A 26876-nucleotide genomic window follows, 5' to 3' on the forward strand; every position below is an offset into this window, starting at 1 on the left:
GCCATCCCTCTCGGGAGGAAATCCTGCCGTACCGCCAGGTAGGCAGGGGTACGAGCCTGTCTGCCTGCAGCCTCCCGATGACATTCCGGAGTGTCTTCGCGAGTCCCGAGACCGAATGTAATCGGGATCGGGACGTGGCGATCTTTTGAAGTGACCTAAATTCCCATTAAAACTATCTCATTACTCACGCCCACCGTTAGAAAGATTGCTTCGTTGGCCTGCGGCCGCCTCGCAAGGACAAATCAACCAGGTCCGGCCTTCATCTATAATCAAACATCCCCACATCCCTACCTCCCTACCTCCCTACCTCCCTAATAAAATATTTTCTATATTCATTCGATATATTCTGGTACAGATATTGTTTGTTCACCCTCAACATTAAAATCCTATTCCAAATGATAAAGCATTTCCTTACCCTGCTGCTATGTGTGTTCAGCCTCATGGTGTGGTCACAAGAGACGAAAGAACAAAAAGTTGAAACCGACATCAGTGAGGTTACCGTATTCCTGGAAGGGGCCCAGGTGAGCCGGAACAAGACCATCGACATCGCTCCGGGGATAACCCTGTTAAAATTCACCGGCCTTTCTCCCTTTATCAATGGGAAAAGTATTCAGGTAAAAGCCGGGAATGAAGTGGTGGTCCTGTCGGCCAACCATCAGCAGAATCAGCTGGATACCCTGGAAAGGTCAAAAACACTTTCGGAATTAGAGGATAAACGGAGAGACATCGATGATAAGATCCGCCTGGAGAGGACCCACCAGGAGATCGTTGCTGAAAAAATCGCTTTTTTACAGGAGAACAGGGATATTGGCGGAACCAACCAGGCGGTGACGGCCGGTGATCTTCGTTCGGCTTCAGAGTTTTATGGCAGTTCCCTGACCGCCCTGAAGCTGGAAGCCTTAGAACGGGAAAAGACGTTGCGAACCCTCAACAAAGAGAAGGCAGCGCTGGAAGTTCAGATCCGAAGTATCTACGGAAAAACGGAATTTGCCAGCGGAGAAATTATCGTAAAGGTTAAGGCCGAAAAGGCGGGAAGAACAGCCATTACCCTGAACTACCTGGTGAGCAATGCAGGATGGCACCCTTCCTATGACATCCGCGCCACCAATGTAAACCAGCCCGTCACCCTTGCCTATAAGGCCAATGTACGACAAGACACCAAGGTAGACTGGAAGGATGTGAGGCTGAAATTCTCCTCTGCCAATCCAAATACCTCCGGAACGGCTCCTGAACTCCGCACCTGGTACCTGGATTACAATACTCCACCGCCAAGCTATGAACAAAATGTCAAAGAAGTTTCCGGATACGTAAGAGACGTGAATGGTCAGCCCATACCCGGAGCGAATGTGGTGGTAAAGGGAAGTACCATAGGTACACAAACCAATTTTGACGGCTATTATTCCATCGCCATTCCCGGGGAGGGCACAGTGCTTACTTTTTCCTTTATCGGCATGGTAAGCCAGGACATTCCCGCGCGCCAACCGGTGATCAATGTAACCCTGCAGGAAGACAGCCAGGCACTCGAAGAGGTGGTGGTCACCGGGTATGGAAACAAAAGAAATAAGGATATGGCATTGGAAGGAAGGGCCGCCGGGGTCAGCATCCGCGGAACTGTCAGCACCATTCCCCTGGAAACGGTAAGAAATCAGACCACGGTCGATTTTGAGATCGACATGCCGTATTCAATTGCCTCCGACAACCAGAGCCGCACGGTGGAAATGGTACGCTACAGTTTACCGGCCACCTACCGCTATTATGCCGTCCCCAAGATCGAAAAGGAAGCCTTTCTGATCGCCCGGGTAACCGACTGGGAGCAATACGACCTTCTGGAAGGCGAAGCGAACATCTTCTTTGAAAACACCTATGTAGGCAAGTCGATCCTCGATGTCCGCTATGCCACCGAAGCCCTGGAGTTGTCGTTAGGCAGGGATAAAAATGTAAGCATCAACCGCGAAAAAGACCTGGACCTGTCCGGGAAAAAATTCTTCGGCAGCAAGAAAGAAGAAACCCGACGCTGGAAGATCTCGGTAAAGAACAACAAGAGCACCGACATCAACCTTGTAGTACTCGACCAGGTGCCCCTGTCGCGACTGGAGGAGATCGATGTGGAAGTGGAAGAACTGTCAGGAGGCAAGCTGGATGAAATTACCGGGGAGGTACAATGGGAACTGGAACTGGACCCTTCAGAAAAGAAAGAACTCATTTTGGAATACACAGTGAAATACCCGAAGCGGAATTCGGTGATCGTGGAGTAGGGAGCTTAGCCGCCATAACTGAAAGACGGTAGGTGGGGAATGGAGAGATCGGACTACTTTCCCCAGCTAAATTCAAGGTTTTGTTAAGCTTAAATTCATTACACGATTAAGGAGATTGCCACGGGCCAGCCTTACAGGTACTCGCAAAGACGTTTCTTATTGCCCCGTAAATTCAAAACCTTGGATTAGGCAATCCTATCCAAATCTTCCTTACTGTGTGCCGATCTGTGAAATAATGTATTTTTATATAGTACCGTAATCTCCTGATCATGAAATCAAACTGCATTCTGTTACTTACATTCACCTTACTTTGTTTATTGTCTATATGGGGAATACAAGCACAGCAAATCCAAGAAAAACCCTGGACACTCGGCCCCTTCCAACGCTTCACCAATGAAGCCCCCATCATCACCAAAAACCCCACCTCTGCGTTCACAGATCCGGTAAGCGGGGAGGATGTCCGATGGGAATCCAAGGCCACCTTTAACCCGGCAGCGATCGTTCGGAACGATTCGATCTTTGTGTTCTACAGGGCCGAGGAAGACCTGGGGGAAGACAAAATTGGCAGGCATACCTCCCGACTGGGACTGGCCGTTTCAACCGATGGACTGAACTATACACGAAGCCCCGAACCGGTATTCTACCCGGATACCGATAAGCAGCAAAAATACGAATGGCCGGGAGGGACGGAAGATCCCCGGATCGTGGAAACCGAGGAAGGCCTCTATGTGCTTACCTATACCCAGTGGAACCGGGAGGTGCCAAGGCTGGCGGTAGCTACCACGACCGACCTGAAAACCTGGAAGAAACACGGGCCTATTTTTAAAAACTATAAAAAAGGGAAATACCATACCCGGGAAACCAAATCAGGGGCTATTGTTACCCGGCTCAACGATGACAACAAACCGGTTGCCGCAAAGATCAATGGCAAGTACTGGATGTACTTCGGCGTGCCCCACATCTGGCTGGCCCATTCCGATGACCTTATCCACTGGACACCCCTGGAAAACGAAGATGGCAACCTGGTACCGGTGCTGAGTCCGCGGCCGGGATATTTTGATTCCTGGCTGGTGGAAGCCGGACCTCCGCCTTTGCTTACCGACGAAGGCATCGTCGTACTCTACAATGCGGGGAACTCCCAAAGCCTGGGCGTAAAAGACCTTGGTAACCGCACCTATTCCGGCGGACAGGCCCTCTTTGACCCCAGGGAACCCTGGAAGCTCCTCGACCGCACCGATCATCCGTTCATTAAACCCGAACTCCCCTTTGAAAAGTCCGGACAATACAAAGACGGCACCACCTTTATCGAAGGACTGGTGTATTTCAAAAATGCCTGGTATTTGTACTACGGGACTGCCGATTCGATGGTGGGGGTTTTGAAATCGGGATTATAGATTAGGGGAAGTGGGGAAGCAGGGAGACAGGGAGACAGGAGGGATTATGGATTATTGATTATGAATTATAGATGATGGATTGAAGGTGCGGGGGTACGGGGGTACGGGGGTACGAGCCTGCCGTCCCTTGTGGGAGGAAATCCTGCCGTACCTCCAGGTAGGCAGGGGTATGAGCTTATCTGACTGCAGCCTCCTAACGACATTCCAATGTGTCTTCGCGAGCTTTTTAAAGAAAAGCGTGGCGATCTTTTGAAGCGACCTCAATGTCTATTATTGCCACCTCATTGCCCACGCCATCCATTAAAAAGATTGCTTCGTTGGCCTGCGGCCGCCACGCGAACACGACTCCGCTCGCCCTTCATCCTTTTATTCGCATACATGTTATTTCACGGGAGCTCATGAGGGCTTCGCCGTTGGGAGGGGACAAAAGGGAGAGCGGGAGGGGTCATTTCAAAATACCATAAAAAGTAAAGGCAGATCGCTTCGGTTTATTGAATAAACCTCGCGAAGACACTTAACTCCTTTAACCACTCCCGACCTACCGTGCTCCGCACAGGCAGGATCTCCTCCCGTTAGGGATGGCAAGCTCCCGACTCCCGACCTACCGCGCTCCGCACAGGCAGGCAAGCTCCCGACTCCCGACTAACGACTCACCACTAACGACTCCCAAATCAGAATAAATCCCTAACTTGAAGGCTTTAACAAGAAAAACCAACCATGAAAAATATCTCACTGCTACTATTAGCACTTGCCACCCTGGTGGCCTGCTCCTCCCCGGAGGAGAAAAAGGAAGTCGTTATGATCGAAGGGATCGACAACTCCATCAAACCCGGCGATAACTTCTTTCGTCATGTCAATGGCATCTGGTACGATTCGGTACAGATACCGCCATCCCAGTCCGGGGTTGGAGCCTACCGCTTTATGAACTTCCCCCAGCGGATTCGTTTAATGAACTTACTGGACAGCGTATCTCAACAGGAGAATCCCGAAGGAAGTATGGCCCAAAAGGTAGGCGACTTCTACGCCTCGGGTATGGACACCACTACCATCAACCAACGGGGATCTGAGCCGTTGACCCCTGTGTTATCAAGAATTGACAACATCAGTGACCGGAGTACCATGATGCAATTCGTTGCGGATGAATTCAAGGTCTACAATCCGTCTTTGATGATGTTTTACGCCGGACCGGACGACAAGAACAGTTCTATGAATATTGCCCATGCCACCCAAACCGGGATCGGCATGCCGGACAGGGATTACTACTTTAAGACCGATCCGTCTACCCTGGGCATACAGGAAACCTATAAACAATACTTAACTACTCTGTTTGAACTAACCGGAAGCGATTCTGCCACCGCTGCAACACAGGCGAACCTGGTTTACGATATCGAAAAACAGATGGCCGAAGCCCACAGAACACGGGTAGAACGGCGGGATGTGGAAGCCAACTACAATAAATTCGCTGTTACTGAACTGGAAGAAAGACAGCCCAACATCGGCTGGCAGGAATTCCTGAATAACCTGGGTGCCAACATCGATTCTATGGATGTGAGTCAGCCTGAATATTACGACCGTCTGAACGACCTGTTAACGACTATCCCGGTTGAAGACTGGAAGGTGTACCTGAAGGCCCATACCATGACTAATTATGCGGATTACCTGAGCAAACCATTTGTGGATGCCCAGTTCGAATACAGCAAGGTCCTTTCGGGTCAGTCTGTTCAGAGATCGAGGGGAGAAAAGATCGCATCTGAGATCGACGGCATGTTAGGCGAAGCCCTGGGGCAGATCTATGTGAAGAAATACTTCCCGGAATCGGCCAAAGCGCGTATGCTGGAGCTCGTAAACAATGTACAAAAGGCCTATGCCACCCGAATTGATAACCTCGAATGGATGCAGGACAGCACTAAGGTCCAGGCCAAGGAAAAACTTTTTGCCATTACCAAAAAGATCGGGTATCCGGATACCTGGAGAGATTACAGCGCTGTAGCTATCGGTCGCGACACCTATTTCGAAAATGTCGTGTCGGCCTCTGCTGCAGATTTTCAGTACAACCTTGATAAACTAGGGAAGCCTGTGGATAAAACAGAATGGTACACCACTCCCTCCACGGTTACTGCTTATTACAACCCCAGTGCCAATGAGATCGTATTCCCCGCAGGCATCCTGCAACCCCCGTATTTTGACAATGATGCCGATGATGCCCTGAACTATGGCGGAATAGGTATGGTTATCGGACACGAACTTTCGCATGCCTTTGACGACCAGGGCGCGCAATACGATAAGGAAGGAAATGTGAAGAACTGGTGGACCGAAGAAGATTACGAACAATTCCAAAAGAGGACCGGAGCCGTGGCTGACCTCTACAGCAGCTTTACCGTGCTCGATACCCTGCACATCAACGGAAAAATGACCGTAGGAGAGAACACTGCCGATGTGAGCGGGGTGGCCGCCGCCTTTGATGCCTTTAAGATGACCGCACAGGGTCAGGATACCACCAGGATCGGGGATTTCACCCCTGATCAGCGTTTCTTCCTGTCGATCGCCAGGATCTGGAGGGTAAAGATGAAGGAGGAATACCTGCGCTACTGGATCAACAACGACCCCCACTCCCCACCGATCTGGAGGGTGAACGGTCCGCTGATGAATACCCCTGCCTTCTACACAGCCTTCGATGTGCAACCCGGGGATGCCATGTACCTAGCGCCGGAAGATCGGATCGTGGTTTGGTAACGAGCACCTTCGCTAAAGCTCAGGGGAATTATGGATTATCAATTATGGATTATAGATTATAGATGATGGATTGAAGGGACGGAGGTAAGGAGGTACGGAGGTACAGAGGTACGGAGGTACGGGCCTGCCGTCCCTTGCGGGAGAAAATCCTGCCGCAGGCAGGGGTACGAGCCTGCCGCCTCGCAATGACATACCTAGGTGTCTTCGCGAGTCCCGAGACCGAATGTAATCGGGGTCGGGACGTGGCGATCTTTTGAAGCGACATCAATGCCTATTAAAACCACCTCATTGCACTCGTTCTCCATTTGAAAGATTGCTTCGTTGGCCTGTGGCCGCCTCGCAAAGACAAATCATCCAGGACCGGCCTTCATCTAAAATCTATCATCCCTATATCCCCACATCCCCACATCCCCACATCCCCACATCCCTACATCCCTACATCCCTACATCCCTACATCCCCAATCAACCATTTCCGGAATCCCGTAAGGGAATCATGACAAAGCGGTTTAGTTTTGCAGTGGATTTCCCCTGAATCCGAACCAACAACCGAAAAAACCGACCCATGAAAGCTAAAAAGATACTCACCTTAACCGATGACGGGAAGAGCATTACCATAAATGAACTGACCCTGGGCGATCAGCAATATTACTTCTGGTTTACAGGGGAGTTCTATGATGAGGTGCCCAAACGAGGGAAAGGAAAGTTGTATCCGGACTTTGAAACCCTGTGGGATGCCTTTGCCTTTGATCCGTTCCAGGTGTTTCCGGAGATTCCCCGTCCACTGCCTTCAGCAATAAGGGAATTCCTGAACGTCCGTTTTCTGGAAAAAGAAAAGCGGCGGGAAATGCATGTGTTTTTAGTGGAACGGTGGGGAGCATGTCTTTCTCCGAATGCTGTTGTTAGTGAAGTTTCTATGTAATTTCCAAAACCGGTAGGAGATAAAAATGGTGAATTATGAATGTTGAATGGTGGTGCTCCTCCATCCAATCTATTATCTAAAATTTACCGTTTATAATCGTGTGAGTTCCTCCGCTTATCACCTGGCATTTTCCGCTTTCCCGAGGCCTTTGCACTTATTGAGTTCCTTTTGGGTTCGTTTTAAGGCTTCGCTGAGATCCTTCTCCCGCTTTTCCAGAACATAGGCGCGTTCTGCCTCTTCGTAAAAAGCCTTGCGAATCCGCTCCATCTTGGACATGGCCATATAAGAATTGAATAAACTCAGCGTGCCCGCAATGATCAGCGTTCCTATGAATAATTGGATGATGGCCCGTTTGGACATGGTGATTGGGTGTCTATTCCTTTAAATATAGAAAATAATCTTTTATAACGTATTTTGTTCTTATAAATTTTTCGTCATATACATCTGGGCTCATGAGAGTTACAAACAGACCGAAAAATCTAACGGATAACGTTAATGGAATATGAGCACGCTCCTTTCGTAAAAAAATCCCCCCGGTTCGGTTTGGAAAGTTTAGGTTGTATTTTGGGAAACATAGTTGGTAGTTAAACCAGGGGGAGGTTGGGATTCCGGAGCACTCCGGAGATCGGGTGGTGCCCAACGTGTATTTTATCTTTAAATCGTCCGGCCCTGTCTGCAGGTCAGAACAACTTTAACCCGGTCAGATCAAAATACCAATCCTGAACATAGGTGTTGCCATTTTTAATATATCCGGCCTTCACCACATCTACCGGCTTGCCTTCTATACGATCCAGGCGACGCATAAGCAGCTTCCATGGATACTCCTTGATCGCATAGTAATTTTCCATTACTTCCGACTGCAATTCGTGGATATCACAGGAAGGGTCATTGATCACAATGGCCTCTTCGGCGCTGCTGCCGTCACCTCCGCCTATAGGCAACTCCAGCTCCAGGTACTCCTTAAAGGTTTGTTTCAGGGTCATGGGTATGGTTTTAACGCGATGAATTTATAAAGAACCCCTTTGCCTTCCTTACGGGTTTCCATAAATGTAGGGAGGCGGGGAGGCGGGGATGTGGGGAAGTAGGGATTATAAATTATAGATGATGGATTGGAGGTACAGGGGTACAGGGGTACGGGGGTACGAGCCTGCCGTCCTTTGCGGGAGGAAATCCTGCCGCAGGCAGGGGTACGGGGGCACGAAAGTAAAGGGGTACGGAGGTACGAGATTATCTATCATTTATAATAAAACCTTCCCATATCACCACATCCCTACATCCCCACATCCCCATTTCCCTGTCTCCCCGCCTCCCTGCTTCCCCAACTGACATTCATCATAAACGCTTCGGCCATAAAACCCTAATTTCACCCTTATCAAAATGCATTCCTATGAAAACCTTTTTCTCCTTCGTTCTGGCTCTTGGATTCCTTTTTGTATCGCCGGGTTGTGGAGGTGATACCCAAAAGAAGAAAGACAACGGTTTCTCCTATGAGCAACCTGTTAAGGACAACAACATTGCTGTAGATACCACGGACGATACCGATAAACCTTCGGAACGCATTGACCAGAACAGCAAGGGAATTGGCCCTGTTAAAAACCTTACCCTCGACAACAACCTGGACCTGGAAATGACCCGAAAAGGGGAGTTGCTTTACAGTACCAAGTGTGTTGCCTGTCACCAGGTGGAAAACAACATGCTCGGTCCTAAAATGCAGGGCATTACCGAAAGACGCAGTCCAGAATGGATCATGAACATTATGCTGAATCCACAGGAAATGCTCATGAAGGATCCGCTGGCGAAGGAGCTCCTGGCCGAGTACAAAAATGCGGTTATGGTCAACCAGAACCTCAGTGAAGCCGATGCCAGGGCCATTCTGGAATATTTGAGGACATTGAGGTAAGGAGGGAATCAAGGTCCAGGAGTAAAGAGTAAAGACAGCTGATTCCCCATTCATAATTCCTCGTAACTTGTAACCCGTAACTCCTGCCTACCTGGCGGTAAGGCAGGCAGGTGTAACCCTTAACCCAAAGACATATGAAAGTCGCCCTCGCACAGATGGCCCCGGTATGGCTCGACAAGAAAAACACCCTGGATAAAATTGTTTCCTACATCCAAAAGGCCGGTACGGAAAAAGCAGACCTCGTAGTGTTCGGCGAGGGTCTGATGCCCGGGTATCCCTTCTGGCTGGCGCATTTCAGGGGGGCTGAGTTCGAGGCCGAACACAATAAAGTGATGCATGCCCACTACCTTCACCATGCGGTTTGCCTGGAGAAGGGAGAGCTGGACCCCGTGTGTGAGGCAGCGCGCAGTTCAGCCACTGCAGTATACTTAGGCATCATTGAAAGGCCCGAAGATCGCGGGGGACACAGTATATATTGCTCCCTGGTCTATATCGACAAAACCGGCACCATAGGTTCTGTACACCGAAAACTTCAACCCACCTATGAAGAGCGATTATCGTGGTCGCCCGGAGATGGTCACGGACTCCGAACCCATTCCCTGGAAGGATTCACCGTGGGCGGACTCAATTGCTGGGAGAACTGGATGCCCATGCCCAGGGCAGCACTTTACGCCCAGGGGGAGAACCTGCACATCGCGGTATGGCCAGGCAGCCTCAGTAACACCAAAGACATTACCAGGTTTATTGCGAAAGAATCCCGGTCGTTCGTCATATCCGTTAGCGGACTGCTCTCTGAAAAGGATATTCCCGAAGATACCCCCTATTACGAAGACCTCATCGAAGTGCTTCCCGATACTCCTGCAAACGGCGGGTCCTGTATTGCGGGACCGGATGGAGAATGGGTACTGGAACCGGTTGTAGGCGTGGAAGGTTTGTTTACCGCTGAACTGGACATTACTGAAGTTTTAAAAGAACGGCAGAATTTTGATCCTTCAGGCCACTATTCCAGGCCGGATGTACTGCAGTTGCAGTTGAATACAGAACGGCAGGGGGTTTTAAAGAAGAAAGACTAACCCCCTCCGGTTCGGACGTACCGAACCACCTCCCCCTTAGAAAGGGTCAGGAAAATGTTTCCTTATTTAGATGTCGTGAATATTTACTGAACCAACCCGTTGCCGCTATTAGCGCTGCCCATTGGAATAAAAGATCGCTTCACTTTCCGGGGAAAAGTTCGCGAAGACATTCCATAAAAAAGCCCGGAAATTCATCCGGGCTTTTCATTGTTTAGTTGGTGTAGGTATGTAAAGAGGAAATCTTTAATTTGAAATCCGTGCTTCCAGGTATTGGGTGAACGCTTCGGAACCGTACATGGCCCCGGCATCGTGAGCCGCATTGGGCACGATGGTGAAATCACAATTGTTGGCCGGAAAATAGGTGTTGAGGTAGTTGTTGTAATTACGCCCTCTTTCCAACCGGTCGCTTCCCAGCAACACCGCCTCACAATCGTTCGTATTCAGGGTTCCCGTGGTAGATGTGTCATTTTCGCCATGGAAAAGAACCATATTCACTGATCCCAGGCGCTGGACTACAGCATTTTTATCGGTGGTTTGCAGGTAGGCAGGTGCCACCTTGTATCCGTAAGGCCAGTAATCAAAACCGGCACATCCGGAAGGGATGTACCATTGTCCGGTACCTTCATCAAACCGGTAATCGGTTGGATAAAAGAAATACTGGCTGTTGAGCACGCTGAACTCAAAATTCAGATCCGGATGTTGAGCGGTGATGCCGCTGGAGATCCCGTAATAGTGACTGAAGCTGGCTCCCGATGAATGTCCGGTTACAAAAACCGTATTCATATTCGGGAAGCGGGCCGTCTCTGAGAACCTGCTGATCATCTCATCAACTACGGCAAAAGAACTTAAGGCAGCACCGGTGTTCCCGGTATCTGCTCCAAAGCGCCAGTTACTCCCCCAGAAAAGGGCATTGGCATTCGCTGCAGCGGCATCTTTAAAGTAAGGCGCCACCACCAGGGTTTTTCCATGAAGCGCAGTCCCTGCAATGGTTTGATTCATGATCCGGAAATAGTTATCGGCATCGCGGTTCTGCCCGTGTACCACTACCACCAGGTTTTCAAGGTCACTCCAGACAAATTCAGGATCGCCGTCAATGTCGTAGTTGCTATAGTACTGCATTTCATAATTGGAACCGTTAACATCTATGGTCATGGTTCTAAGGCATTCGGCAGTTCCTGTGGTACAGGCACTGTACCCAGCTTCTGCGGCCGTGGTAAAGGTAAAGGTAACCGCTTGTGGCAGTTGCTCACCCTTTGCCCCGAGTTTCCCCGACCTCAGCTGAAACGTATGCTCTTTGAGCGGCTGCAGATCACTCAGGGTGATCCTTGCCGTGGCAGAGGCGTTCGAAAAACTAACCTGCATTGGTACCGCTCCGCTTCCGTCGGTAATACTTACCGCATTGCGAAATGCCTGCTGATCGAGTCCGGTCGAAAAATTCAGCTGGATCACCGTGTTTCCGGGGATCTGTTCAGGGTTCGTGTTGGCATTGACCCCGTCTATGGTAACCCCAAAAAGGGACATATTCTCCACCCCGGGATCCTCATCTCCTGAACTGCAACCTGTCATTGCCAGGACCAGTGCTAAAAGGCATATCAGTCTGTACTTCATCATCAGTTTTGGGTATTAGAAAGGAAAGGCCAAAGAATTAAAAATTCTTCGGCCTTTCCAATATTTGAACTTAAAATTATTGACATTCCGGATAAGGACAGCCGGATCCGGCATTGCTGGTAGCTCCTGCGGCACAATTAAGGCCTCCGGTAGTCCAGAATCCGTCCATCTTATAGGCCCATGAACCGGCATACTCCCAAGGTTCTCCTGTTCCATCTATATTGGCATCTCCATAGGTTTCGATAACCACTCCATTTTCAAATAATTCAATGGCATCGTCTCCGTTCTGGTTGGCCTGATCCTGGGAATCGATCACGAATTCAAAACTGTTGATACAGTTGCCGAAGTAAGCCGAGATCGTTCCGGGCTCCCTGGCGATCAGGATATCGTCTCCTTCTTTGGCAGGACCTGCAGGCAGGGTAAATTCCTGTCCGTCAGTACCTCCACCATTATTAGCTACTCCTATTCCGTAAATGCTCAGGTCATCTACATCCTTCATTACCTTCAGGTGCCAGGCTTTTCCGCCATTGGTTCCACTTCCATCCCACTCGATGGCCAGTACTCCTTTCAGGGATACTGCCGGACCACAAAGCGGATACTGACAAGCCGAAGTCGCGGCTGTAGAAGACCCTACAGTACAATCCAGTCCGCCGGTCATCCATTCCCCGTCGAACTTATACGCCCAGGATCCTGAATATTCCCAGTCCATTCCAGTTCCGTCAACATTGGCATCCCCATAGGTTTCTATCACCTCTCCGTTGCTGAAGAGCTCAATAGCATCGTCCCCGTTTTGGGAAACACTGCCCGTATCATCCATCAGTACATGATCGAATTCGTTGATACAACCCTCGAAATACGCACTGATGGCAGCCGTTTCTCTGGCTACAAGAATATGATCTCCGGCAGCCACACTAATTGCAGGGAAGGTATACTCCTGTCCGTCGGTACCTCCTCCATTATTTGCAATACCCAAACCGTAAACGCTCAGGTCGGCGATATTTTCATTAGCATAGAGATGTACTGCTTTTCCTTCGTTTGTAGAAACCTGTCCGTCCCAGGTCATGGCCATTACTCCTTTTAGCATAAGCGGAGCAGGCTGTTCCTTGATCAGGATAGACAGTTGCTGTGTACCGTTTTCATCGGCATTGGTTACCGAAGCGATCCCGATAATGATCTCTTCATCCATTTCATCCTCACTGTCCAGCCTGGCGGTAATGGTGGCTGTGGCTTCCAGGTTTCCTGCGGGAATCACCAGGGATACCGGATCAAGGATATAGTCGGTGTCGACCACCGCCATACCTCCGGTTGAGAATTCTACCGTTACATCCTGGTCTGCCGGCTTATCAAGACTGGCGGTGATGGTAGCCACCCCGGCATTTTCCTCGATTTCGATGGCATCTGCCGAAAGGCTAACCTGTGGAGGCGTGAAAGCCTCTGTGGTAAAGGAGATGGAGAAATCATCCCTGAGCTCCTCCCCCTTGGTTCCGTAAGCACCTGCAGGCAGGGCAATGGTGTAAGCGGTTTCATAATCCAGCTCATTGCTGCTGGTGATCTGCAGGGTAGAGTTGGTATTGGTAAAGCCTACCGTAAAATCAGCAGCTCCGTTGCCCCCACTAATGGTTAAGGCATCCTGCACCCTTGCAGTTTCCATTTCATGGGAAAAGATCAGGCTGATATCCACATTGGTAAGTACCTCCTGGGCACCATCCTTAAATTCGGCTCCATTGAGCGCTCCCTGCATGAACACAAGGTTGGTATCGTCTATGACGGTCTCGTCATCGTCTTCACAGGACACGATCAGGGTAAACACACCCAGGATAAAAACCGGGGCGATATACTTTAAAAGGTTAGACATTTTTTCCATATCAAAGTTTTAATTAGTACGGTGTTTTTATTTAGTTGTTGTTGTTTTTACAAATTCCTGTCCGAGTTCCAGGGGATCAAATCCCCAAACCAGGGGCAGTATGAAATACACGAATGCCGACAGCAGGATGATCGAGATGATATTCATCCAGATCCCGGTACGGATCATATCGGGGATTCTGAGGTACCCCGACCCGAACACCACCGCATTGGGCGGAGTAGCCACCGGTAACATAAAGGCACAGGATGCCGCCACCGTAGTGGCTACCATAAGGATATACGGGTTTACATTAAGGGATACGGCTATGGGTGCGAGAATGGGCAGCAACATGGCCGTAGTGGCCAGGTTGGAGGTCATCTCAGTGATAAAGTTCACACTGGTAATGATCAGGATCACCAGCAATACCAGCGGAAGAAATTTAAGCAGGGTCATGGTACTTCCCATCCAGACCGCCAGACCTGAGGTCTCAAAAGCGGCAGCAAGGGCCATACCCCCTCCGAAGAGGATCATAATACCCCATGGCATTTTTACGGCCTCCTTCCAGTTGATCAGCCTTCGCGAACCTTTTGCCGGCAGGCAGAACAACAGTATTCCCGCAAACATGGCAATAATGGTGTCGTCTATCTGTGGCAGGAACTTTTGCAACAGGAAAGAGCGTGTGATCCAGCAAAATGCCGTGAATACAAATACGGCCAGCACCATTTTCTCTTCCCGCTTTATGGGTCCGAGTTCGGTGATCAGCCTCCTGATCTCGGCCTTACCTCCCGGAAATTCCTTTTGCTTGAAAGTAAAGGCTTTTCGGGTAATGTAGAACCAGGAAATGGCCAACAGCACCACCGAGATCGGCAGCCCGAATTTTAACCACTGGAAAAAGGTGATCTCGATATCATACACCTCCTGCACATACCCGGCAAGCACCAGGTTAGGCGGCGTACCGATCAGGGTGGCAATACCCCCGATCGAGGCTGAATAGGCGATGCTGAGCATCAGGGCCTTTCCGAAGATCTTATTCTCATCTGCCTCCGTGGCCGGGTTGTCCTTTAACTGGCTGATAATAGACATGGCTATTGGCAGCATCATCACCGAAGTTGCGGTATTGGAGATCCACATCGACATAAAGGCGGTGGCCACCATAAACCCGAGAATGATCCGGGTCACATTGGTTCCGATCAGGCTAATGATATGCAGGGCAATACGTTTATGCAGGTCCCATTTTTCAATGGCTATGGCCAGGATAAATCCGCCCATATAAAGAAAGATGTACTTATGCCCGTAAGATGCCGTGGTACTTGCCAGGTCCTGTGCTCCCGTTAACGGAAAGAGCACAATAGGCAACAAGGCGGTAACGGCGATCGGCACGGCCTCGGTGATCCACCACAGGGCGATCCAGACTACGGCGCTAAGCACATCCCAGGCTGCATCCGGCATGCCGCCGGGGGTGTCCAGGGCCTGCATGGCAAAAAACAACAGGGGCCCGAGAATGATAAATATATTTTTTCTGCTATCCTTCATTAATTCTTCAAATTATAATTCGCTACATCAAATCCGTCTACAAGGTCTCTCAGGAATTTTCCGGTCTCCGGAAGCACAAAACAGAGGTACTGCTTTTCACCATCGGCTGTGGTTGTAAACAGTCGGTCCGGGATATCGGCAACCGATTTCCCCGTCAGGGTTTTATAGATCAGCAGGGCGTTCATATAGGTCGCGTCCGGCGATGGGTGTTTGTCGTCAAAGAACAGGTCCAGATCCGGACGGGCAGCCCTGGCCTTTTCCCAAACGGGGCCGGCCGGGATCACCCGGACTCCGGTTTTTTGGGCCAGTGCCATATATTCCCTGGTGATCTTTTCCTGCATCAGCGGATTGGAATCGTAGGCCCAGGTCATAAAAAGTACCGGTTGAGCCTTCTTTTCCCTTACCAGGTCGATCCATTTCGCGCCGTACTCATGAAACCTTTCGGTATGGGCAATGGTACTGGTGCTGTGGTCCTGGAGGATCACAATATCCCATGATTCCTCGTCCATGCGTTTACGGGTTACCGTATTCTTTTCGCCCTCCCAATGTTGTTTCAGGTTACTCCCTCCAACGGTAGACTGTGCTGTGGAAAGAGCCACCCCCTGGTCTTTGGCCATGGCCTGCACCAGCTGGGGAGTGTTCCAGAAAAAGGTAAAACTATTCCCTACAAAAAGCGCTCGTTCGTCATTGTCCTGCGCATTGGCCTGCCCAATTGTAAGCGCGAGCAAGGCCATGCACAGTGACATCCTGAGAAAAATCTTTATCATATGCGTCAGCGACATTTTTACTGATTTACGTCTGTTGGTTCAAAAAAGTCAGGGATGGGGTTCGGGGCATTCTCGTTTCTGTCTACCTCCGTTTGCGGGATCAGGAATCGCTGTGGCAATTCACTTCCTACGTTTGGCATTACCTTAACGCGTGCATTGGTTTCCCCAAGGGTTCTCCTGGTATCATTAAAGGGCTCGATCTGTCCGAACAGGGTGATATACCGCTCTTCCAGGATCTCGCGAAGCAATGCATCTGCAGGAGCAATTCCGTCTGCATTCTCTATCCCTCCGTTGTCAAAATCGGCGGCAACGTAGGCTTCATAAAGCACTTCAGCTGCATCGGCATTGGTCATATACCCTCCTCCGTTCAAGTAGTTTCGATAGCTGTTCAGGTGGTTAAGTCCTGTCTGGAAATCCACCGAACGCAATCCGGCTTCGGCCAGGATCAGCATGTTCTCTTCGAAGGTAACCAGGGGAGCTGAAGCATCCAGGGCGGCATAACCGTTATTGGTATTGGGCTGTATACCCACACTGTTCTTTGTAAGCAGGAATTTAAATCTTCCGGTCTCATCGGTCTTGGCGTTTCCGCGGTAGTTTGCAGGAATAGGGTTACCAACTCCCGGATCGATAAGGCTGGCCATAAAATCAGACACCACCAGATCTGCCCCACGGGTTTCTATTGCGAAGAACTGGTAGTAGAGGTTGTTCTCTTCCTGTGCCTCATCGTGAGGAGCGCTCATATTGTCGGCCGGATCAGCGATCCCGTTCTGGGCAGCACTGTACGCCATAGCATATTGCCCGGTGTGCTTGTAAAAGCGCGCCTTCAGGGTCCAGGCAGCGGCGATCCACTTCTGAGGATTCCCGTCAAAATAGATGTCTGTTCCGGTCTGAGGTCTTCCGGTTCCGGTCTGCAGGTTCCCGATAGCAGCATCCAGCAGGTTCTGTACCTGGGCGTAAACGGCTACCTGATCTTCATAAACCGGATCTCCTATGGTTTCCACCACGGCCTCAGAGAAAGGAATATCTCCAAAGAGGGAGGCTACCGTACCAAAGGCATAGGCCTGGATTACCTGGGTAATTCCCTGGGCCACCGGAGCAGCCTCTTCCTCTTCAAGAATGATCTCCTCAGCGATCTTTGCATTTCGGATGGTATTGACATAGGCTGCATACCACAGCGGATCGAAGTCACTGGCAATTACAGAATACTGCGAAAAGCCGAGGTGCTGACGATCGATCCCGGTGAATTGTCCGGCGAAGATCCCTGCCCTCCTGGCAGATTCTCCGGTTTGCAGTACAATGTTTCCTACCTCAGCCCCGGTAATGATATTGTCATACGGGCTGCTGGTTACGCTGTTAGGATCCTGGTTAATATCTCCTACTGCTTCACTGCAGGAATAGAGACATAAAGCAGCTCCTAAACTATATAATAGAGATTTCATTTTCATCGGTTTTTTAAGATTACAGGTTCAGGGTTAAACTAAATACATACGACTTGGTTCCCGGGTTGTTGAAGTATTCGATTCCCCGGGCAGCACTTACCCCTGAAAGGTTGGTATCGGGGTCGTTTCCTTCAAACTCCGACCAGAGGAACAGGTTTCTTCCCATCAGGGAGAACTGAACCGATTCCAGGGCCGTTGCCTTTCTCAACCATTCCGAACTCCAGTTATAGGTAAGGGCGATCTCCCGGATACGACTCCAGGATCCGTCTTCCACATAAAGCTCATCGTTACCTGCTCCGAAGAATCCACCTTCGCCATTATACCATGTCTCGGTAAGGGCTACAGGACCGGCGCCAAAATCGCCTACATTTCCACGGAAGGTTTCCCCTATATTGATAATATTCCCGTTGGCCTCAAAATAATTCCTGGTGGCCGTTACTTCGTTGGCCGTGGTCGACCAGCGACCCAGGTCGGTCAGTACCGATTTGGTACCGGCATAAATGTCTGCTCCCTGGTAGGTCTCAAACAATACACGCAGGTTAAAACCTTTATAGGAAAGCGAACTGGTAAGGGCTCCCTGCCAGTCCGGGTTAGGATCACCGATAATACCTTCGGTCTGATCCTGTTCCGGGAAACCGTATTCATCAAAAACAATGTTTCCGTTTTCATCCCTCAGGCTTCTTGATCCCCAAAGCACTCCCAGGGGCTGTCCTTCCACCGCCCTGGAACTTACTGCATCAAGTCCGCCCAGGTTTAGGGAACTCACTCCTCTGAGGTCCGTAACCATGTTTCTCACGCTGGTGAAGTTACCACCCAGTTCCCAGGTCCAGTCGCTGTTTGAAATGATCTGGTAGCTCATGTCCACTTCGAAACCTTTGTTGGTGATCTCCCCGGCGTTGTCATAGATACGGGCAAATCCGGTAGAGTTGGCCAGGTCAAGGTCTAACAATACATCCTCGGTAACGTTGTCAAAATAGGTTCCGCTCAGGGAAAGGCGGTTGTTGAAGAACCTCAGGTCTAACCCAACCTCGAATTCTTTTTTACGCTCCGGTTTTAGCTGATCGTTCCCAAGACTTGCACTGGGCACAAAGCCTCCGTTTCCGAATAACCCCAGGTTGAGTTCTCCTCCGAGGTTGTCTCCGAAGGTAGGCTGTACATACCTGTTCAGGGTATTGTAGCGCGCAGGCTCTACCCCTACTTCCCCGTAGGAAGCCCTGAACTTACCAAAGGAAAATCCATTGCCGCTCTCAAACAATTCCGAGAATTGCCAGGCCAGGGATACCGATGGGAAGGTAAATGTGTCTGAAGACATCTGTCCGAAGGTCGATGCCGCTTCTGTTCGCAGGGATGCATTTAAGAATAGCATATCGTAAGCCGAAAGGTTCATGGTAGAAAATACCGCTGCCTTTCTTTCGCTTCCGCTTCCATAGCCAGACTGGATATTTTCCGGCAGGGAGTTGCTAAGATCCCTGATCCCGCTGTCTACATCGATGAACTGGATGAAATTGGTAGCGGTGGCCGAGTTTACCACTGTTCTTTCCGAGAAATAGTTAAAGCCTAAAATTCCGTCCAGGTTAATGTCTTCTGTAAGCCGGAAATCGGCTTTGGCCATCCAGGTGGTGTTCAGGATGGTGTTCTGGGCCAGGGAAACATCCATATACCCGTCGCGGAATTCTCCCGCTGCAGAACCGGGGGTAAGGAACTGGGATCTTTCTTCTGTGTACTGATCCAGACCTGTTCTCGAGATAAGGTCTAACCATGGAGTAACCGAAGCGGTAAATTCCACGTTAGTGATATACCGGTCTACCACGGCCAGGTTCTCCTGCTCGTTAATAGTCCATAAAGGGTTGTTATAGGTGGCGGTATTGTCGGCCCCCAGAGGTTCCCTGTAGGATCGGTGCCTGTTGGCTACCGGAGAGGCGTCGGGAGAACTGTAGTAATCCCCACGATATCCGGAGATGTCAAAATCTGCCGGGGTTCTTAACAGTCCCAGGTAAAGCCCGGAAGAACTCGCACCCTTTCGTATTCTGTTCGAACTTGTTCTCGCATAGTTGGAGGTAAACTTTAACCGCAGCCAATCGTTAAATCGGTGCTTCGCATTAAAGCGCACGGTAGATCTGCGGTAATCGGAGTTGTTTTTAATAACCCCTTTCTGATCCAGATCTCCGATACTGAAAAACACAGAGGTATTTTTTCCACCTCCGGTAAGGCTCAGATTGTTCTCAAAAAAGTATCCGTTGTCGAAAACCTGGTCAAAATTGGCATCGTCATAGATGCGTTGTGAATTCTTATTGATGATCGGGTAGTACACCTCCCCGTCCTGATCTACATAAAACTCTCCGGAAGTATCAAACTCATCTTCTCCTCCGGCACGGTCAGCGATCTTGTCTCCCCAGGAATCCCGGGCGCGCTGGTTATACACCCCGTTATCTCCCTGACCAAATTTGGTTTGCAGCGGATAACGGCGATTGATCTCGTCATAGGAGAAAGTACTCTGGTAGCTTACAGAAAGTTTTTCATTGAATTTCCCGCTCTTGGTGGTGATCACGATCACCCCACCCAGAGCCTGCGTACCCCAGAGGGCTGCAGCAGAAGCACCTTTTAAAACAGATACACTCTCGATATCGTTAGGGTTCAGGTCATTCAGACGTGATTGCTGAGACACCCCGCTTCGGTCGCTGTTTCCCCTGATGTCATTACTAATTGGCACCCCGTCTACCACAATAAGCGGCTGACTGTTTCTGGTAATAGAGGAAAGACCCCGTATCTGGATGTAGGATCCTGCTCCCGGGTCGCCCGAGTTTCTCGAGATCCGCACCCCTGAAGATTTCCCCTGGAGTCCGTTAAGCAGGGTGGATTCCTTGGCCTGTACCACCGACTCTCCTTCTACCCGGGTATTGGCATACCCCAGTTCATCTTTCTTCTCTTCGAAACCGAGGGAAGTTACAACCACGCCTTCCAGGGTGGTAACATCTGTGGTCATCGTTACATTAAGTGGAGAAGACACCCCGCTTAACGCAATCGTTTGCGTTTGAAAACCAAGATAAGAGAATACAAGTTTCGCATCAGACCGGGAAACGGTGATGGAAAATTCTCCGTCAAAATTTGTGGCCGTACCATTGCTGGTTCCTTCTTCCATAACACTCACCCCAGCCAAAGGGATCTGTGTTTCATCATAGACAGTACCCGTTATGATCTGTTGATTTTGGGCCAAACTGATGTGGGATATCAAAATCCCAAGCACCAGGAAAGTCTTTTTAAGGCAAAAATTCATTCGTATTAGGTTTTAGTTTCTGGTTAAACAACGGTCTCTTTCGTCGAGAATACCGCAAAAATCACTTCATAATTTTGCCAATTATATAAAAAAGGAGGGGTTAAACTTTTGTTTTAAAAATTTTTATCAATTTTTAGTGATTTTTAGCAATATTTGTACTGTCTACCAATCACCTACAGGCTATGAACAACCAGGATAATATTAGTGTCTTGCACCAAAAATTCATTGAATTACTGGAGCAACTCTACGGTTCTTTCAACAAGGAGAAGAACAAATTTGAATCGACGAGCAATTCTAAAATTGCCCGGGATCTCTTTTACAGCGACTCCCAGTTTTCCCGCCTGATCAATGGAACCGCCTCTGAGGGTGAATTTAAAAGAGCCGTGCGAAACGTGGAGCGATCCCTCGAACTGGCCTCTTTAAAGACAGACGGAACCACTCCTGTAGTAGCTCCTAAAAAACAAAAACGCAGCCCGCTACCGGCTATCCTGTTTCTGGCTCTGACCTTTTCTACCCTGTATTTTGCCATTCCGTATTTCACCACCCCGGAAGTGATCGCTGAAAACCAACCCCAGGAAGCGTCGCGTTTTGATATGCTGAAATGGAGTTTTGAAAATCACTATATCAATCCGTATGTAAAACTGAAGGAACTTCCCGAAGATTGTTATTATCCCTGTTACAAATACCAGGGCAAATGGACCCTGGAAAAAGAATATAAGATCCCTTTCTTCAGGGAGCGCAACGGATTCCATTATGTGGCCAAAGAAGCCACCATGTACTCCAACTGTTTACAGGCCGAACGCATCACCGAAGGGGAGGCATTTGAAGGGTATGAGTACCAGCGTCATGAGATCTGGTACGACAAAAGGGAATTACCCATAGATTCCTTCCTGGTACATTCCGGTTCCACGAAAATTCGTCCGGAATACACCAATGCTGTTTTTGAAGAGGATGCTAATTTTGTGAAGATCGCTTATGTGCACACTTTCTTTCGCGGGGAATACGCGATAGACAGCGCCTCGGTATACCGTTCCGGAAAGGTGATAGGAAGGGATATCGAATTTATAGCCGACGAGCAGCTCCTGGAATCCCTGAGTTCTACGAAACTACTCGAAGATCTGAAATCGGAAGTGAATGCTATTGCACAGAACCGCCTTGAAGATTTCTCAAAACCCATTAACTGCAGTCCGGCAAAAGCTCCGAAAAATGACTTTCATTTAGTAGATGAAGGCGATACTCTCGAGTTTAACTGCCAGTTCAGCACCGGAAGGTTCCTGGTAGATTACAACAAGACCTACCGCCTGGAATATCAGTATATCAATAATGTTTGTAGGTAGATAGTGGGGAGTAGTTAGTGGTTAGTCGGGAGTGGTTAGTAGATTATTCCCTGGCCCTTTTAGCCATCAGATCTTGTTTACGGCTGTTTGTTACGGGCTTCTTGGTAAAGAGAACCACCAGGCATTGTAGAAGCACCTTTTACTATATAGTTGAATGGGAGAAGGATCCACGGGCAGATGGTAAAAGTCATGTTGATTCTTAATATTCTAAAAAGAGTCGGATCAGTTACTGGCGCTTCATCTCTAACCCTATCTCAAACAACTCTCCCGCGATCCATTGCAGCCGGATACCTCTCCAGTCTTTGATGTGGTTGCGATCACTGTCCATAAAGTTCTGTATGGCTTCCTCCTTTGCGTTTACATTGTGAAAAGTAAATTGCAAACCAAAAGTTTCCACATACAAGCAGGGGCCTTCTTCGGGATTCATATAAAAGTCATCCACGTATTTCCCATTGGTTTCTATCAACTGCATCAGAAAAAGCGCCAGTGGTTTTTTAATACCTCCGTAGTGGATCTCCTTTTTGAATGCCTTACGTTTTATGGCGGCATTGAGCAGGTTTACAGCACATAAAAAATAGAAAGCCTCCTCCCGGTTTGATATCGGTATATATCGATCATTCCATGCGATTTTTACCTGCTCCCCGGAGATGGGTTCGGGGGTTGTGAGGTTTTTGGCTTTTTCTATGAGATCGGAAAGGGTTGACACGGTTATAAAATTATGAGGTTATGAAGTTACGGAATGATGGGGAGAGCCCCCCTTGTAACCTGTAACCCGTAACATGTAACTTTCTAATGCAAACTGATCACCCGGTAGATCTTCCAGCCCTCAGGAGTATCTTTCCAGATCACCACAAATTTACTCGGCTTCGATTTGCTGTCGCCTTCCATATGATTAATAAAAGAATGCTGACCGATCTCCACCGCACCAAATCCCGGAACGGGTGACACTTCAATACTGCCTTGAAGCAATTCCCGGCTCACCTTTCCGCAGATATTATCCTGGATGGATTGCAATAATGCCTGCTTATCGGTCGCCAATCCGCCACTGTCGTGGTAAAACTCAATGTTCTCATCATAGAAATTGGCCTGGGTCTCCATATCACAGGCATTGTAGGCTGCAAAATAAAGGCTGTCCATTTTTTTGATGGTGGCGGTAAGGTCTTCCTGGCCAAAAAGCGGAGATATCCCCGGAAACAGTAAGATCCCTAAAAGAATTGTTTTCATAAGATTGATCATTGATTGATGTAATTGTTAGTTAATGGAATTAAGGAAATGTTACACCTGTTGCTCATTACTTCTCAAATGGAAACCAGCCTATCTGCCTGGTATGACATTGAAGACAGGCCCGGCAAAACAGGCCTTCCATTGCTCATATCCCAATTAACACAACTTTTCCTTCCCCTTAATAAGGGAAAGATGTCAGCGCAAATGCGCTGACAGAAGGGATCACTTAACCACCCAAAGCGGAAAAGGTAAAACACTCCTGAACAGCTCGTCGGTAACGCTACCTACCAGCAAAGACGAAAAGATATTACCTCCTTTATCGGCTACCACCAGCACATCGGCCTTCCCCCGCCGGGCTTCCTCCACTAATTTCTGGGCCACACTGGTGTTTCGGCCCCGAACCACCCGGGTAGGGGCATCTTCCATGCTCACCTTTACCAGGAACTTCCTGAATTTTTCGCCGATGTGTTTTTCGATCCTCGGAATCATTTCCTCCTTATCCAGGTAAGGCGAAAATTGTATAGGCACATTATACACATGGATCACCGAGATCTCAGATTCCATATGCAACTGCAGGTATCTTGCCAGGAGGAAGGACTTCCGGGATGCGGCGGAGAAGTCGGTCCCCAGCCAAACCCGGTCCATACTCAGCACCGGGTTCTCCGGCACCAGGAGGATCTGGCATTTAACCATTCGCAGCAATTTATCTGCAATAATCCCACTGCCAACATGGTTGTTCTTGTTACCGATAAGCAGAAGATCTATGGTATAGCGCTGCACTACATAGTTAATGAGGGCTTCGGTATAGGGATCTTCCGAAATAAGCACTTCGGTGGGCACATCGGCCTTGAAGTTGCGGGCTACTTTTTCATCCAGTTCCTCACTGATCACCTGGTCGAGATCGATATCAGCGAGCTGATCCTTAAACAATTCTGAGATCTCGTATTTTTTGATATTATGCACAAATACGACCAGTTCCGGATGCAAATGCGATGCAAGGAAGGCGGCATACCGCAAGAGGTCGTTGTCCATCTCAGACAGGTCCAGGGCAACCAGAAGTTTTTTAATCGGTTTCATGCGTCTTGGATTTTTTATTCTTCACTGCAGACCGTCGTGATATGATCTCAGATACCAGTTCTTCGTAATTCTCCAGCTGTTGCTGAGACTGCTTTTGTTTGATCTTGACATAATCTTCCTTCAATCCCTTGAACAGGGAATAGCACATGATCAGCAGGATCACGGCAAAAGGGAGTCCCGTTACAATGGTGGCAGTTTGCAGGGCCTGTAATCCGCCCCCTAAAAGTAATACCGCCGCCACAGCACCCTCCGTAACCGCCCAGAATATACGCTGGGCTACGGGAGAATCGATCTTTCCGCCGGAGGTGAGGCTGTCGATCACCAGGGACCCTGAATCGGAAGAGGTTACAAAGAATCCGGCAATGAGCAGTACTGCCACGATGTTGATCACGATGGTCAGGGGATAATCCTGGAAAAACACGAAAAGTGCCGTTGCGATATCCGAGTTAATCGCTTCTGCCAGGGCCGATTTCCCATCCAGGGTTTGCTTGATGGCTGAGCTACCAAAGGTAGACATCCAGAAAAAGGTAACCAGGGAAGGCACCAGCAATACTCCCAGAATAAACTCGCGTATGGTTCGCCCTTTGGAGATTCGGGCAATAAACATCCCGACAAAAGGGGACCATCCGATCCACCAACCCCAGTAGAATACCGTCCAGGCATTCTGCCAGGAGGTACCTGTAAAGGTTTCGCTCCAGGTGGCGATCTCGAGGAAATTAAAGAGGTAGCTCCCGGTATTCTCCACAAAAGACCGAAGGATAAAAATGGTTGGACCCAGCACCAGGGCAAGTACCAGCAAGAGCAGGGCGATTCTCATATTCCATTCGCTGAGCACCTTTACCCCCTTGTCTACCCCCAGCACTACCGAGGTGGTGGCAATGACTGTGATACCGCCTATAAGTATCATCTGGGTGTTGATCCCACTGGGAATCCCAAAAACGTGATTGAGTCCGGAAGCGATTTGCTGCACCCCGAATCCGAGGGAGGTGGCCAACCCGAAAAGGGTTGCCAGCACGGCAAAGATATCGATAAGATCCCCCGCCCTTCCGTAAATGCGGTCCCCGAGAAATGGATAAAAGATCGACCGAATGGTGAGGGGGAGACCGCGGGAATACGTGAAATATGCCAGCGCCAGACCTACCAGGGCATAGATGGCCCATGGGTGCAGCCCCCAGTGCAGGAAGGTGAAGTTCATCGCCTGCTGGGCGGCTTCAGCCGTTCCCGGAGGCGCCCAGGGCGGATTCTGAAAGTGCATCACCGGCTCTCCCACTCCGAAAAAGAGCAGTCCTATTCCCATCCCGGCACTAAAAAGCATGGCAAACCAGGAGGCCGTGCTAAACTCCGGACGGGCTTTATCTCCGCCTAGGCGCATCCCACCGTATTTGCTCATGGCGAGATAGATAAGAAATACTAAAAAAATATTTACAGACAGGATAAAGAACCAGTCGGCATTATTGGCCACACTGGTTTGTACCTTGAGGAAGAAAACCTCAGCCTGCTCCCGAAAGATCAGGGTGAGCGCTATACTGAGAATAATAATAAAGGTGGAGGTGAAAAATACCGGGGGATTCACTTCAAACCCAAACATTTTTTTCGACTGATCACTCCGTGTTACTTTCTTGGCCATAATAGAATTTTTCAAGGTTGAACCATGGCAACAGGAAACAGTTCAGGGGGAAAGGTTTTACAAAAGCCTGCAAACGCCCTCAGGATTCTGAGCGGATATTCTAAAAAGGGCTGGTAATCGGAATGGAAACCCGGTTTATCACGACCGGGATCGGATGGTTGTCCTTTAAAATACAAAAAAAACGGGGGAGCACCGAACCCAACCTTAAAAAATTAAGACACTTAAAGTCTTAAACACCAAATGATTAGCTTTTAAAAATTACAGTTTTTCAGTAACTTACTTACAGAGAATCCGTAAAAACATCATGACATATGGAACGTATATTTTTTCTACTATTCGCATGTGGTTTTATTCTTCCGGGATGGACACAGAATCCCCCGGAAAAAGACAAACAGGGGTCCTGGCAGGTACATAAGGAATTTGACGAGAACGGGAATCTCATCCGGTATGATTCGGTGTACCGCTACACCTCCGACGATGCCTCGGAACAATTCAGCCAGGAAATGATCGACAGCCTTTTTAAGGGGATCCCGGAAATGCTCGACCCGATTAGCAGGGACATGGAGGAGTTTTTCAAGAACGATCCGTTCTTCTCCCAGATCTTCGGGGCCGACAGCCTCCATCCGCAGTATGACACTCCCTATTCCATGGAGGAGCTGGAAGACTACCTCCGCAATGATTCCTTATGGATCGACCAATCCGACATCGACCAGCTGGTAAATGAAATGGAGCGGCTCCGGCAGGAGTTTTTACGGCAAATGCGGGGACAACCTAAAGTTCCGGCTTCAGAAAATGACAGTTTGCGGAAATTCTAAATTCAAACACGGTGAAGACACCAAAAGGCCTGTTGGGCCTTTTTTTCATTTCAAAAT

Annotated in this window: 20 protein-coding genes; 8 read left to right on the forward strand and 12 right to left on the reverse strand. The window is 49.1% G+C overall.

Translation table 11 applies throughout. From position 1 onward, the window contains the following. Positions 1-395: 395 nt before the first annotated feature. The 4 genes from K7R11_RS01310 to K7R11_RS01325 all read left to right on the forward strand — a co-directional run bounded on the left by K7R11_RS01310 (position 396) and on the right by K7R11_RS01325 (position 7302). Positions 396-2255, forward strand: coding sequence for a DUF4139 domain-containing protein (locus tag K7R11_RS01310; protein ID WP_224488038.1), 1860 nt, complete (start codon positions 396-398; stop codon positions 2253-2255). A gap of 269 nt (positions 2256-2524) precedes the next feature. After that, the gene (locus K7R11_RS01315) at positions 2525-3649 is read left to right on the forward strand and encodes a glycoside hydrolase family 130 protein (protein ID WP_224488040.1); all 1125 of its coding nucleotides are present in this window, start codon (positions 2525-2527) and stop codon (positions 3647-3649) included. Between the two features lie 717 nt (positions 3650-4366). Further along, positions 4367-6382 carry a M13 family metallopeptidase gene (locus tag K7R11_RS01320; protein ID WP_224488042.1) on the forward strand — a complete coding sequence of 672 codons (2016 nt, stop codon included), beginning with the start codon at positions 4367-4369 and terminating at the stop codon, positions 6380-6382. A 563-nt stretch (positions 6383-6945) separates the two neighbouring features. Then, complete coding sequence (locus K7R11_RS01325) at positions 6946-7302, forward strand: hypothetical protein (protein WP_224488044.1); 357 nt, start codon at positions 6946-6948, stop codon at positions 7300-7302. Positions 7303-7419: 117 nt separating this feature from the next. On the opposite strand, the gene K7R11_RS01330 is transcribed toward K7R11_RS01325, so the two are convergent. Both K7R11_RS01330 and K7R11_RS01335 read right to left on the reverse strand, forming a co-directional pair. Next, complete coding sequence (locus tag K7R11_RS01330; RefSeq protein WP_224488046.1) at positions 7420-7662, reverse strand: hypothetical protein; 243 nt, start codon at positions 7660-7662, stop codon at positions 7420-7422. Between the two features lie 320 nt (positions 7663-7982). Continuing rightward, entirely contained in the window at positions 7983-8285 is a 303-nt protein-coding gene (locus tag K7R11_RS01335; protein WP_224488048.1) for a hypothetical protein, read from the reverse strand. A 404-nt stretch (positions 8286-8689) separates the two neighbouring features. On the opposite strand from K7R11_RS01335, the gene K7R11_RS01340 reads away from it, so the two are divergent. Continuing rightward, complete coding sequence (locus K7R11_RS01340) at positions 8690-9202, forward strand: c-type cytochrome (RefSeq protein WP_224488049.1); 513 nt, start codon at positions 8690-8692, stop codon at positions 9200-9202. Positions 9203-9336: 134 nt separating this feature from the next. Then, complete coding sequence (locus tag K7R11_RS01345) at positions 9337-10275, forward strand: carbon-nitrogen hydrolase family protein (RefSeq protein ID WP_224488051.1); 939 nt, start codon at positions 9337-9339, stop codon at positions 10273-10275. A 243-nt stretch (positions 10276-10518) separates the two neighbouring features. Here K7R11_RS01345 and K7R11_RS01350 read toward each other — a convergent pair whose 3' ends face one another. The 6 genes from K7R11_RS01350 to K7R11_RS01375 all read right to left on the reverse strand — a co-directional run bounded on the left by K7R11_RS01350 (position 10519) and on the right by K7R11_RS01375 (position 20739). Next, positions 10519-11886 (reverse strand): Ig-like domain-containing protein, encoded by a 1368-nt coding sequence (locus K7R11_RS01350; protein WP_224488053.1) that lies wholly within the window; start codon positions 11884-11886, stop codon positions 10519-10521. A gap of 73 nt (positions 11887-11959) precedes the next feature. Beyond that, positions 11960-13738 carry an Ig-like domain-containing protein gene (locus K7R11_RS01355; protein ID WP_224488055.1) on the reverse strand — a complete coding sequence of 593 codons (1779 nt, stop codon included), beginning with the start codon at positions 13736-13738 and terminating at the stop codon, positions 11960-11962. Between the two features lie 36 nt (positions 13739-13774). After that, positions 13775-15259 (reverse strand): SLC13 family permease, encoded by a 1485-nt coding sequence (locus tag K7R11_RS01360; RefSeq protein WP_224488057.1) that lies wholly within the window; start codon positions 15257-15259, stop codon positions 13775-13777. Beyond that, positions 15259-16026: a DUF4886 domain-containing protein gene (locus K7R11_RS01365; RefSeq protein ID WP_224488058.1), complete on the reverse strand. Its 768-nt coding sequence runs from the start codon at positions 16024-16026 to the stop codon at positions 15259-15261. The genes K7R11_RS01360 and K7R11_RS01365 overlap by 1 nt, the downstream gene beginning before the upstream one ends. 17 nt (positions 16027-16043) lie before the next feature. Beyond that, entirely contained in the window at positions 16044-17465 is a 1422-nt protein-coding gene (locus K7R11_RS01370; RefSeq protein WP_224488059.1) for a SusD/RagB family nutrient-binding outer membrane lipoprotein, read from the reverse strand. A 19-nt stretch (positions 17466-17484) separates the two neighbouring features. After that, complete coding sequence (locus K7R11_RS01375) at positions 17485-20739, reverse strand: SusC/RagA family TonB-linked outer membrane protein (protein ID WP_224488060.1); 3255 nt, start codon at positions 20737-20739, stop codon at positions 17485-17487. Positions 20740-20921: 182 nt separating this feature from the next. On the opposite strand from K7R11_RS01375, the gene K7R11_RS01380 reads away from it, so the two are divergent. Continuing rightward, complete coding sequence (locus K7R11_RS01380) at positions 20922-22076, forward strand: hypothetical protein (protein WP_224488061.1); 1155 nt, start codon at positions 20922-20924, stop codon at positions 22074-22076. Between the two features lie 226 nt (positions 22077-22302). On the opposite strand, the gene K7R11_RS01385 is transcribed toward K7R11_RS01380, so the two are convergent. From K7R11_RS01385 to K7R11_RS01400, 4 genes are all read right to left on the reverse strand, one after another. Next, on the reverse strand, positions 22303-22782 hold the full coding sequence (locus K7R11_RS01385) for a hypothetical protein (protein ID WP_224488062.1): 480 nt from the start codon (positions 22780-22782) through the stop codon (positions 22303-22305). Between the two features lie 83 nt (positions 22783-22865). Next, complete coding sequence (locus K7R11_RS01390; RefSeq protein WP_224488064.1) at positions 22866-23300, reverse strand: nuclear transport factor 2 family protein; 435 nt, start codon at positions 23298-23300, stop codon at positions 22866-22868. 222 nt (positions 23301-23522) lie between these two features. Next, positions 23523-24377 (reverse strand): universal stress protein, encoded by an 855-nt coding sequence (locus K7R11_RS01395; RefSeq protein WP_224488066.1) that lies wholly within the window; start codon positions 24375-24377, stop codon positions 23523-23525. Beyond that, positions 24364-26004 (reverse strand): BCCT family transporter, encoded by a 1641-nt coding sequence (locus K7R11_RS01400; protein WP_224488068.1) that lies wholly within the window; start codon positions 26002-26004, stop codon positions 24364-24366. The genes K7R11_RS01395 and K7R11_RS01400 overlap by 14 nt, the downstream gene beginning before the upstream one ends. 311 nt (positions 26005-26315) lie before the next feature. Here K7R11_RS01400 and K7R11_RS01405 point away from each other — a divergent pair, with 311 nt between their 5' ends. Beyond that, complete coding sequence (locus K7R11_RS01405) at positions 26316-26819, forward strand: hypothetical protein (protein WP_224488070.1); 504 nt, start codon at positions 26316-26318, stop codon at positions 26817-26819. Positions 26820-26876: the final 57 nt, after the last annotated feature.

The sequence above is a fragment of the Robertkochia flava genome (genome assembly GCF_020166515.1).
GTDB classification, from domain to species: Bacteria; Bacteroidota; Bacteroidia; order Flavobacteriales; family Flavobacteriaceae; genus Robertkochia; species Robertkochia flava.

Coding starts and splice junctions, on each gene's coding strand:
- K7R11_RS01310 (WP_224488038.1), top strand. CDS start 396: ATGATAAAGCATTTCCTTACCCTGCTGCTATGTGTGTTCAGCCTCATG.
- K7R11_RS01380 (WP_224488061.1), top strand. CDS start 20,922: ATGAACAACCAGGATAATATTAGTGTCTTGCACCAAAAATTCATTGAA.
- K7R11_RS01395 (WP_224488066.1), bottom strand. CDS start 24,377: ATGAAACCGATTAAAAAACTTCTGGTTGCCCTGGACCTGTCTGAGATG.
- K7R11_RS01405 (WP_224488070.1), top strand. CDS start 26,316: ATGGAACGTATATTTTTTCTACTATTCGCATGTGGTTTTATTCTTCCG.
- K7R11_RS01330 (WP_224488046.1), bottom strand. CDS start 7,662: ATGTCCAAACGGGCCATCATCCAATTATTCATAGGAACGCTGATCATT.
- K7R11_RS01370 (WP_224488059.1), bottom strand. CDS start 17,465: ATGAAATCTCTATTATATAGTTTAGGAGCTGCTTTATGTCTCTATTCC.
- K7R11_RS01315 (WP_224488040.1), top strand. CDS start 2,525: ATGAAATCAAACTGCATTCTGTTACTTACATTCACCTTACTTTGTTTA.
- K7R11_RS01360 (WP_224488057.1), bottom strand. CDS start 15,259: ATGAAGGATAGCAGAAAAAATATATTTATCATTCTCGGGCCCCTGTTG.
- K7R11_RS01335 (WP_224488048.1), bottom strand. CDS start 8,285: ATGACCCTGAAACAAACCTTTAAGGAGTACCTGGAGCTGGAGTTGCCT.
- K7R11_RS01350 (WP_224488053.1), bottom strand. CDS start 11,886: ATGATGAAGTACAGACTGATATGCCTTTTAGCACTGGTCCTGGCAATG.
- K7R11_RS01325 (WP_224488044.1), top strand. CDS start 6,946: ATGAAAGCTAAAAAGATACTCACCTTAACCGATGACGGGAAGAGCATT.
- K7R11_RS01375 (WP_224488060.1), bottom strand. CDS start 20,739: ATGAATTTTTGCCTTAAAAAGACTTTCCTGGTGCTTGGGATTTTGATA.
- K7R11_RS01320 (WP_224488042.1), top strand. CDS start 4,367: ATGAAAAATATCTCACTGCTACTATTAGCACTTGCCACCCTGGTGGCC.
- K7R11_RS01340 (WP_224488049.1), top strand. CDS start 8,690: ATGAAAACCTTTTTCTCCTTCGTTCTGGCTCTTGGATTCCTTTTTGTA.
- K7R11_RS01365 (WP_224488058.1), bottom strand. CDS start 16,026: ATGATAAAGATTTTTCTCAGGATGTCACTGTGCATGGCCTTGCTCGCG.
- K7R11_RS01400 (WP_224488068.1), bottom strand. CDS start 26,004: ATGGCCAAGAAAGTAACACGGAGTGATCAGTCGAAAAAAATGTTTGGG.
- K7R11_RS01345 (WP_224488051.1), top strand. CDS start 9,337: ATGAAAGTCGCCCTCGCACAGATGGCCCCGGTATGGCTCGACAAGAAA.
- K7R11_RS01355 (WP_224488055.1), bottom strand. CDS start 13,738: ATGTCTAACCTTTTAAAGTATATCGCCCCGGTTTTTATCCTGGGTGTG.
- K7R11_RS01390 (WP_224488064.1), bottom strand. CDS start 23,300: ATGAAAACAATTCTTTTAGGGATCTTACTGTTTCCGGGGATATCTCCG.